The 10062-nt window shown below is 73.2% G+C and carries 7 protein-coding genes; 2 read left to right on the top strand and 5 right to left on the bottom strand.

Annotated features, from left to right (window positions below):
- Positions 1 to 288 precede the first annotated feature (288 nt).
- From cobA to cobC, 3 genes are read right to left on the bottom strand one after another with little or no spacing between them, the layout of a single operon-like run.
- A complete protein-coding gene (cobA, locus tag AB0M35_RS28925; protein ID WP_363749364.1) occupies positions 289 to 1530 on the bottom strand; it encodes a uroporphyrinogen-III C-methyltransferase in 1242 nt (413 codons plus the stop codon).
- Complete coding sequence (locus AB0M35_RS28920) at positions 1527 to 2693, bottom strand: nicotinate-nucleotide--dimethylbenzimidazole phosphoribosyltransferase (RefSeq protein WP_363749363.1); 1167 nt, start codon at positions 2691 to 2693, stop codon at positions 1527 to 1529. Before AB0M35_RS28920 ends, cobA begins: the two co-directional genes overlap by 4 nt.
- Positions 2693 to 3784: an Rv2231c family pyridoxal phosphate-dependent protein CobC gene (gene cobC, locus AB0M35_RS28915; RefSeq protein ID WP_363749361.1), complete on the bottom strand. Its 1092-nt coding sequence runs from the start codon at positions 3782 to 3784 to the stop codon at positions 2693 to 2695. The genes AB0M35_RS28920 and cobC overlap by 1 nt, the downstream gene beginning before the upstream one ends.
- A 121-nt stretch (positions 3785 to 3905) precedes the next feature.
- On the opposite strand from cobC, the gene AB0M35_RS28910 reads away from it, so the two are divergent.
- Positions 3906 to 6038 (top strand): transglycosylase domain-containing protein, encoded by a 2133-nt coding sequence (locus AB0M35_RS28910; protein ID WP_363749359.1) that lies wholly within the window; start codon positions 3906 to 3908, stop codon positions 6036 to 6038.
- Here AB0M35_RS28910 and AB0M35_RS28905 read toward each other — a convergent pair.
- On the bottom strand, positions 6007 to 7563 hold the full coding sequence (locus AB0M35_RS28905) for a cobyrinate a,c-diamide synthase (RefSeq protein WP_363749357.1): 1557 nt from the start codon (positions 7561 to 7563) through the stop codon (positions 6007 to 6009). The genes AB0M35_RS28910 and AB0M35_RS28905 overlap by 32 nt on opposite strands.
- A gap of 213 nt (positions 7564 to 7776) precedes the next feature.
- Here AB0M35_RS28905 and AB0M35_RS28900 point away from each other — a divergent pair, with 213 nt between their 5' ends.
- Complete coding sequence (locus AB0M35_RS28900; RefSeq protein WP_363749355.1) at positions 7777 to 8586, top strand: SURF1 family protein; 810 nt, start codon at positions 7777 to 7779, stop codon at positions 8584 to 8586.
- 9 nt (positions 8587 to 8595) lie between these two features.
- Here AB0M35_RS28900 and AB0M35_RS28895 read toward each other — a convergent pair.
- The coding region (locus AB0M35_RS28895; RefSeq protein WP_363749354.1) for an ATP-dependent DNA ligase at positions 8596 to 10062 on the bottom strand (1467 nt) is incomplete at its 5' end.

Below are 10062 nucleotides of genomic sequence, written 5' to 3'. Positions count from 1 at the left end.
CTCTATATACACTCCTGGGGGGCACCTTTACTGTTGGGGTGTTGGCCGGCACCCGCAACCCGGGTGCCGGCCAACAGCCGTCCCCACCCACAGAACAGGTGCCGGCGGCCCCTTCCTTACACCACCACCCCCACCGACTGTCGCACCGACCCGACGACGCCTGACCAGGTCAGGCTGGGGCGACCGTGCCCGGCGCAGGGATCAAGCCTGACCGCCCGGAGCCGGGGACGGTCGCCCCAGCCCCACCGCAACCAACGAACAAGGCCCTCCAACCACGACCCCAGCCCCTCAGACGAGGGGCAGCACCCCGACCACATCCCCCACCACCACAACCGCCGGCGGCCGCACCCCCGCAGCCGCCACGTCCGCAGCCACCGAACCGAGCGTCGACCGCAGGGTCCGCTGCGCCCCGGTGGTGCCCTCCTGCACCACCGCAGCCGGTGTCTCCGCCGGCCGTCCATGTTCGAGCAGGGTGGCCGTGATCTCCGACAGATTCTTCAGCCCCATCAGGATCACCAGCGTGCCGCGCAGCGCGGCCAACGCGTCCCAACGTACGAGGGAGGCCGGGGAGTCGGGCGCGACGTGCCCGGACACCACGGTGAACTCGTGCGCCACCGCCCGATGGGTGACCGGGATACCGGCCGCCGCCGGGGCGGCAACGGAACTGGTGACGCCGGGCACCACGGTCACCGGTACGCCGGCTGCCGCGCAGGCCAGCAACTCTTCGCCGCCGCGCCCGAAGACGTACGGGTCACCGCCCTTGAGGCGGACCACGAAGGCGCCGGCCAGGGCCCGGTCGACCAGGATCCGGTTTATCTCTTCCTGGGTGCGGGCCGGGCCGTACGGGATCTTCGAGGCGTCCACCAGTTCCACACCGGTGCGCAGTTCGTCGAGCAGCAGGCCGGGCACCAGCCGGTCGGCGACCACCACGTCGGCCTCGGTGAGCAGCCGCCAGCCACGGACCGTGATGAGCTCCGGGTCGCCCGGCCCGGCACCCACCAGGGCGACTCTGCCGGGTGCACCGGTCGGAGTGTTAACAGGGGCCCCCTGCTCTACCGAATGCGTTAACAGGGGGCCCTTCCTTTCACGCAGGAGGGTGCGGATGGCGTCGCGGACGGTCATCGCGCGGCGAGGGTCGCCGCCGCCGAGGACGGCCACGGTGACCGGGCCGTGCCGGGTCACCGCCGGGGTCCAGGCGGTCGCCGCCTCCCGGTCGTCGGCGCGTACGCAGAAGATGCGGCGCTGCGCCGCGGCGGCGCTGACGGTGGCGGCGGCGTCCGGGTCGTCGATCGCGACGTGTACGAGCCAGGCGTCGTCCAGGTCGTCGGGGCTGAACCGGCGCGGTACCCAGCGCAGCCGGCCGGCATCGGCATGGGCGTGCAGCGCCGGGCTGATCTCCGGCGCCACCAGTAGGACGTCGGCGCCCGCATCGAGCAGCGCCGGTACCCGTCGGGTGGCCACGGCTCCCCCGCCCACCACGACGACCCGCCGGTCGGTCAGCCGGAGCCCGAGAGGGTAGGGACTGCTCACTTCTCGGCCACTCCGGCGGAGTCGAAGGTCGCCACCTCGTGCAGCACCCGGACGGCGCCGGTGACCACGGGCAGGGCGAGCAGCGCACCGGTGCCCTCGCCGAGCCGCAGACCGAGGTCGATCAGCGGGGTGAGGCCGAGTCGCCGCAGCGCGACGGTGGCGCCCGGCTCGGCGGAGCGGTGACCGGCGATCATCGCGTTGACCGCGTCCGGGGCGAAGGCCGCGGCGGCCAGCGCGGCGGAGACCGCGATCACCCCGTCCAGCAGCACCGGTACGCGACGCGCGGCGGCACCGAGGAGCAGCCCGGTCAGCGCGGCGTGTTCCAGCCCGCCCACGGCGGCCAGCACGCCCAGTGGATCTGTCGGGTCGGGTGCGTGGCGCAGCAGTGCCGCCCGAACGACCTCGATCTTGTGCTGGTAGGTCGGGTCGTCAACGCCGGTGCCCCGACCGGTCGCCTCGGCGGCGTCGACCCCGGTGAACGCGGCGATCAACGCGGCGGCCGGGGTGGTGTTGGCGATCCCCATGTCGCCGGTGATCAGGAGCGCCGCCCCGCCGTCGATCAGTTCCCCGGCGATCCGGATACCGACCTCGACGGCGGACCTCGCCTCGTCGCGGGTGAGCGCGGCGGTGACGGTCATGTCCCGGGTACCCCGCCGGACGTTGGCGTCGACCAGTCGCGGCACATCGTCGCGGCCGTGGTCGCTGACCCCACCTGGTGTAGAGACGCTCGCACCGCCCGGCGCCGCACCGTCCGCTGCCGCGCCGCCCGCCGGCTGGTGGTCGGCGGCGGTGAGGTCGGGGGTGGGCAGGGGGGTGGCCACCCCGACGTCGACCACGGTCACCGTGGCGCCGGCCTGCCGGGCGAACGCGTTGACCACCGCGCCGCCGGCCAGGAAGTTGCCGACCATCTGGCCGGTGACCTCCTGCGGCCAGGGGGTCACCCGCTGGGCGTGCACGCCGTGGTCACCGGCGAAGATGGCCACGGCCGCCGGGCTGGGCAGCGGCGGCGGACAGGTGCCGGCCAGGCCGGCGAGGCGTACGGACAGGTCCTCCAGGAGGCCGAGCGAGCCAGCCGGTTTGGTCAGCCGGGCCTGCAACTGCCGGGCCGTACTCATCGCAGACTCGTCGAGCGGGCCGATCGCCGCGATCGTGGTCTCCAGCATCATGCCTCCAGAATCTCCGCCAGTACCTCGATGAACGCGTCGGTGCAGGCCCGGTCCCGCACCGCGATCCGCAGCCAGTCCGGGCCGAGTCCGGGAAAGGTGTCTCCCCGGCGTACCGCCCAACCACGCTCGCGCAGCACGGCGCGGATCCGGTCCGCACCCGGCCGGTGGATCAGTACGAACGCGCTGGCCGGACGCCCGACCACGCGTACCCCGGGCAGGGCCGACAGGCGGGCGACCAGGTGTTCGCGGTCGGCCGTGAGCTGCGCGGCGATGGCGCGCTCGGCCTGGACCGCCGTGGGGCCGGCACAGGCGGTCGCGGCGGCCAGGGCGGGCGTGGACACCGCCCAGAGGGGTTGTACGGCCGCCAACCGGTGCAGTAGCGCTGCCTCGCCGAGCAGGTAGCCGATCCGCAGTCCGGCCAGCCCCCAGGTCTTGGTGAGGCTGCGGACGACCAGCAGGCCGGGCAGGTCCCGGCGGGCCGCCAGGGACTCGGGCTCGCCGGCCGCACCGGGCGCGGCGGTGGTGTCGGCGAAGGCCTCGTCGACCACCAGCACGCGACCCGGCCGGGCCAGGGTGGCCAGGGTGGCGGCGGGATGCAGCACCGAGGTCGGGTTGGTCGGGTTGCCGATCATGACCAGGTCGGCGTCGGCGGGGATCCGCTCCGGGTGCAGCCGGAAGTCGTCCGCCGGGTCGAGCAGCACCCGCTGCACCTGGTGCCCGGCCGCCCGCAACGCGGCCTCCGGCTCGGTGAACTGCGGGTGGACCACCACCGGCCGGTGGATGCCGCGCAGCGCCTGGGCGAGCAGCACGAACCCCTCGGCGGCACCGGCGGTCAGCAGCACCTCGGCCGGTGGCCGCCCGTGCCGGGCCGCCACGGCGGCTCGCGCCGGCCCCGGATCCGGGTACGCCGCCAGGTCGGTCAGCGCCGTGGTGATCGGCTCGGCCAGCCAACTCGGCATCGGCGCACGCCGTACGTTGACGGCTAGGTCGATCAGTCCCGCGCCCACCTCCGCGTCACCGTGATGGGTGAGGTCCGGCTCGGCGGCCGACGGGTGCCGCCGGGTGGCCGGGGTCAGTGGTGCGTGCATGTCCGCGATCCTGCCGGGAAGCTGGCACGGGGGACAGCAACCCGAGGGGTGGGCCGCATCACCATTGATCACTTCATGAGTATTTCTCACGGATGATTCGGAAATGTCATAACTTATCGGTGTGAGCAATCGACCCCTTGCTGCCGCTGGTCGTTTCGTTCCTCTCCTCCGCGCCGGGCTGATCGCCGGCATCGTCGTCGCCGCCGTGGCGTACCCCGTGGTCGCCCTGACCGGCGTCGGCGCCAAGGCCACCGCGCACGCAGTGGAGAACAAGACCAGACTGCTGGCCACCGCCCTGCCCGCCGAGACCTCCTACCTCTACGCGCCCGACGGCAAGACCGTGCTGACCATGTTCTTCGAGGAGTACCGGCAGTACACCAAGCTGTCGGACATCTCGCCGCACATGCAGCAGGCGATCGTGTCGGCCGAGGACAACCGCTTCTACCGGCACCACGGCGTCGACCCGAAGGGCGTCGCCCGTGCCTTCGTGGCCAACGCCCGATCCAGCGGCGTCTCCCAGGGCGCCTCCACGCTGACCATGCAGTACGTACGGATGGCGCTGCGGGACAGTGCGGGCACCCCGAAGGAGGTGCAGGAGGCCACCGCGCAGACCCCGATCCGCAAGGTCAAGGAGATGCGCATGGCGGTCGATCTGGAGAAGGAGCTGAGCAAGGAGGACATCCTGGAGCGCTACCTCAACTCGGCGTACTTCGGGCACCGGGCGTACGGCATCTACGCCGCCAGCGAGATCTTCTTCTCCAAGACCCCGAAGGAACTCACACCCGTCGAGGCGGCCACCCTCGCCGGCCTGGTCAAGTCCCCCTCCCAGTACGACCCGGCCAGCTCGGACCAGAAGGAGGCCACCGCACGGCGCAACTACGTGCTGGACAACATGGCCCGACTCGGTTACATGTCCCCCAACTCGGTCGCGGCGGCGAAGACCGAGCCGATCCGGCTGCGGTTGACCTACCCGCCGAACGACTGCGCCTCGGTGCCGGAGAAGTGGAACAGTTGGGGCTTCCTCTGTGACTACCTCAAGAACTGGTGGAGTGCGCAGCCGGCCTTCGGCGACAACCGGCTGGAACGGTTGGACAAGCTGCGGCGCGGCGGCTACCGGATCGTGCTCAGCATGGACCCGAAGATCCAGGCGGCGGCCGAGGAGAACGTCGGCACCAAGGGCAACACCGGCAGCCCGTTCGCCAACGGCATCGTGGTCGCCGAGCCGGGCACCGGACGGGTCAAGGCGATGGCGGTGAACCGCACCTACTCGCTGGAGGTGGACGAGAACCCGCTCAGCTCCAACCCGGAAGCGGGACCCAAGGTGCGGGCCAACTACCCGAACACGGTGGCGCCCCTGATGGGCGGCGGCGACCTGCCCGGCTACCAGGCCGGATCGACGTTCAAGATGTTCCCCATGCTGGCCGCGCTGGACGCCGGCATGACCCTGAACACCACGTTCAACTCGCCGCACCGGTACCAGTCGAAGGTGTACGACGGCTGGGCACCGACCAACGCCAGCGGCGCGATGAGCGGCATGCAGACCATGTGGTCCGGTTTCGGCAAATCGGTGAACACCTACTTCGTCTGGCTGGAGGAACAGGTCGGCGCGGAGCGGGCCGTCCGGCTCGCCGAACAGCTGGGGTTGCGCTGGCGTACCGACGTGGACCGGGAGCACGCCTCCCCGTCGAGGGCCAACAAGTGGGGCGCGTTCACCCTGGGCGTCTCCGACGCCACCCCGCTGGAGATGGCCAACGCGTACGCCGCTGTCGCGGCAGACGGGCGGTACTGCGAGGCGATGCCGGTGTCCGCGATCTACAACCGGGACGGAACCCCGGCGACCTTCAAGACTCCCGGTGGCATCGAACGGGAGGTCGCCAAGCCCCGCTGCCGCCAGGTGGTCAGCGCCGACGCCGCTCGGGCCGCCACCGACGCCGCCCGCTGCCCGACCGGTGACACCCCGGCCAAGGGCGGATGCGGTGGCTGGTCGACGGCGGACAGCGTGCGGGGCACGGTGGGCCGCCCGGTGGCCGGCAAGACCGGTACCACGGACAGCACCCGGTCGGCCTGGTTCGTCGGCTACACCCCGGAGTTGGCGGCGGCGAGCTTCATCTCCGACCCGGACAACCCGTTCAACGCGGTAGGCGACGGCCAGTCGCAGATCCCGATCGCCGCGGTGGCCAACACGCTCCGCGACGCGCTCAAGGGCAAACCCGCCCGGGACTTCATCCCACCATCGGACCGGATAGTCGGCTGACCACCGGCCCGGCGCCCGGTTCGGGGGCCGGGCCGTCCGCGACGGTGGCCGGCGCGCTCGGGACAGCGGCCGGAGGGCTCGGAACCGTGTCGGGACCGCTCGGAACGGCACCGGGCCCGCTCGGAGCTGTGTCAGGCCCGCTCGGGACGGCGGCGGACCCGGCCAGCGCGGCAGTTACCAACCGCGTCGCCAGGTGCGGGTACGCGGCCCAGTGCGGGACGAGTTGGGAGGCGTGCACCCCGCGCCAGACGAACCCCTCCGGGGCGCCACCCGCCCAACTCCAGGCCGGACGCGGGCCACCCCGAGGGGAGAGCACGCCACGGTGTTCCTTGTGCCCGACGACGACCTCACCGCGAACCGTGATCACGCTGTCGCTCTGGGCGGTCGCCTCCCGGTATCCGACGACCAGTCCGTCGCGGAGGCTGCCGATGGCGTCGAGCACACCGCACATGGGCAGCCCGTCCACCTCGCGAGCCAGCCAGAGCAGGCCGGCGCCCTCGGCGACCACCGGCCGCCCGGTGCGGGCCAGTTCGGCAACCGCGATGCAGAGCCGCCGGTTGGCGGAGAACTGCTCGACGTACGACTCGGGCAGGGCGCCACCGACCACCAACGCGCGGGTACCGGCCGGCAGTGCCTCGTCGGTCAGCGGGTTGACCGTCACCACTTCGGCCCCCGCCGCCCGCAGCAACTCGATCGTCTCGACGTGGCTGAAGGTGCCACCGGGCCCGCCGGCCACCGCGACGACCGGGCGGTTCGCGCCCGGTGGCGGGGCCGCCGTGTCGTCGGCACCCGACGGCTGCGGTGACCAGGGCGCCATGCCCAGCGTCGGCGCGGAGCGGGCCAACCCGAGCAGCCGCTCCAGGTCGACGGTGGCGGCCATCGCTTCACCGAGTCGGCGGACCGCCCGGCTGGCCTCGCCGGCGCCGGTGACCACCGGCATCACACCGTGCCGCCGCGACGGCAGCACCGAAGGCAGATCCTGCCGGCGCAGCGCCCCGTAGACCGGCACGCCGATGTCGTCGAGCGCCTCGCGCAGCAGCGCCTCGTGCCGGGAGGAGGCGACCCGGTTGAGGATGACGCCACCGATCCACAACTGCTCGTCGTACGCCCGGAAGCCGTGCACCAGGGCCGCCACCGACTGACCCATCGCGGCGACGTCGACCACCAGGACGACCGGGCTGCGCAGCGCGGTGGCGACCGCGGCCGTCGACTCGGTCTCGGCACGGCCGCTGAGGCTGTCGTACAGGCCCATGCTGCCCTGCACGATCGCGAGGTCGGCGCCGGCGGCGCCGTGCAGCAGCAACGGGGCGAGCCGTTCCGGGCCGACCAGACGCGGGTCCAGGTTGCGCCCGGGACGGCCGGCGGCCAGACCGAGGTACGCGGCGTCGACCTGATCCGGGCCGATCTTGAAGCCGGCCACGTCGATTCCCTGGTCGGCGAACGCGGCGAGCAGGCCGATCGCCAACGCGTTCTTGCCGTGCCCCGACGAGGGGGCGCTGAGCACCAGACGCGGCACGACGGTCATCATCGACTCCTCGCGGACGGACGGCGTGCGGAGGCGTCGGCGCGCTCCGCCCGCGTGACGATAGCCGAACCGGACGACTGGCACGCACCGGCCGGTACCCCTCCCATTCCGGCGTCCCGACCATCCCCGCCACCGCACCGGTGCAGGTACGCTGCGCCACCACCGACCGGCGGTGCGACGAAGTGGCGACGGCCGACCGGGTAGCCTCGTAGCGTGTACCGGTTCCTGCTGACGCCACGCTGGCTGGGCATCCTCGCGCTGACTCTGGTCGCCGCCACGGTGATGGTGCTGCTGGGCAACTGGCAGCTGGACCGCTACCGGGGCCGTACCGCGATCAATGAGCGGATCGACGCCGGCCTGCGGATGGCGGCGGTGCCGCTGCGTGAGGCACTGCCCGCGCCGGCCGGCGGCCCCGGCACGGTCGGGCCGCCGCCGGCCGAGGAACGGACCTTCACCCGGGTCACCCTGACCGGCCGGTACGACACCGGCAACGTCGTGCTGGTCCGGGGCCGTACGGTCGACAGCAAGGTCGGCTTCGAGGTGCTCACTCCGCTGGTGCTGGCCGACGGCACAGCCGTACTGGTGGACCGGGGTTGGATCCCGCCGGCCCCGGGTGGCGCGTTGGCCCAGCCGGAGATGCCGGCCACCCCGGCGGGCGAGGTGACCGTCGAGGGCCGGGTGCGCGCGAGTGAGAGCGGCGACGCCAAGGTGTCCCGACGCGACGGCCGGTTGGAGAGTCGGCGGGTCTCGCTGCCGCAGCTCGCCCCGGAACTGCCGTACCCGCTGCACGGGGGGTACGTGCTGCTCGACGAGCAGACCCCGGCCGCCGACCCGGTGTTCAAGGCGGTGCCGGTGGGGCACGCCAACAACTGGCAGAACCTGGGCTACGTTGTACAGTGGTGGATCTTCGGGGCGATGACCGTGTTCGGCTTCGGCTGGATCGCCCGCCGGGAGGCCCGCCGCCTGGCCGGGGTGACCGACGAACGGCCTCGTGACCGCGCCGCCGACCCCTCCCCCGCCTGACCACCGCCACTACGAGGGCGCAGCGGGCGGACGGCCGGCGTGGATGGCGCGGACCGTGTCGATCGTGTCGGCCTCGGCGGCGGACTTGTCCTCCCGGTAGCGCACCACCCGAGCGAAGCGCAGCGCCACACCGCCGGGATAGCGCGGACTGGTCTGTACGCCGTCGAAGGCGATCTCCACCACCTGCTCGGGACGAACCCGGACCACCCAGTCCCCCCGTTCCACCGCCAGGCCGAGGAAGCGTTCGGTCTGCCAGCGCAGCAACTCGTCGGTGAGCCCCTTGAACGTCTTGCCGAGCATGACGAAGTCGCCGGTACGCGGATCACGCGCTCCCAGGTGCAGGTTGGACAGCCAGCCGGTGCGTCGGCCACTGCCCCACTCGACGGCGAGCACGACCAGGTCCAGGGTGTGTCGAGGCTTCACCTTGATCCACGCCGAGCCGCGCCGACCCGCTTCGTACGGGGCCTCGGGTGCCTTGACCACGACACCCTCCTGACCGGCGTCGAGTGCGGCCGCGAACGCCTCGCCGGCCCGCTGCGGCCCGTCCACCTCCATCCGCCCCACCAGCAGCGCAGCATCGACCGTGCCCCGCAGCGCCGCCCACCGCTCCCGGCCCGGCAGATCGATCAGATCCGTCCCGTCCAGGTGCAGCAGGTCGAAGAAGTACGGCGTGAGCACCGTCTCGCCGGTACGCGCGGCGGCGGCGCGTACCGCCGGGGCGACCGGCGCCCCCGACCCGGCACCCGCCGACCGGGCCTCGGCCGACCCGGCCTCGGCTGAGCCGGCGCGGCGGGCTGCGGCGCTGGAGGTCTGCTGGAAGGGCAGCGGTCGACCGGTCTCGTCCAGCCCGATGGCCTCCCCGTCGAGGACCAACTCCCGGGCCGGCAGGGCCCGCACGGCCGCGACCACCTCGGGCACCCGGACGGTGATGTCGTCCAGGCTGCGGGTGAACACGGCGATGTCCGGCCCGCTGCGGTGCACCTGGATGCGAATGCCGTCGAGCTTGACGTCGACCGTGGCGGGCGTGCCGGTGGCGGTCAACGCCTCGTCGACCGACGACGCGCTCTGGGCCAGCATCGGCGCGAGGGGCCGCCCGACCCGCAGCCCGAAGCCAGCCAGCGCGGCGGCCCCACCGGCGAGCGCGGCCACCGCCACCTCCCGCAGGTCGCCGGCGAGCAGCAACGCCCGACGTACGGCGGCGACCGGCACCCCGGCGGCCCGGGCGATCGCGTCGGCGAGCAGCCCCGCCTGGGCGCCGTGGCGCAGTTCGCCGAGGAACAGCCCGGTCAGCAGACGTTGCTCGTCGACGGTCGCCGCCGCGTAGAGGGCGTGCACCAGCGCGCGGCGACGCGCCTGAGATCCGGCGCCGCGCACGGCGGCGATCTCGTCGATCGCCGCGTCGACCGAGCCGACGGTCAGGGTCGGCTCGGGGGGCGGCGGCGGCCGGGGACGCCGCCCCGCCCCGCCCCCCCCCGG

The sequence above is a fragment of the Micromonospora sp. NPDC051196 genome (assembly GCF_040682415.1).
Lineage (GTDB): Bacteria > Actinomycetota > Actinomycetes > Mycobacteriales > Micromonosporaceae > Micromonospora.
Note: the sequence above shows the minus strand (reverse complement) of the source record. Positions and strands in the feature narration are given on the sequence as shown.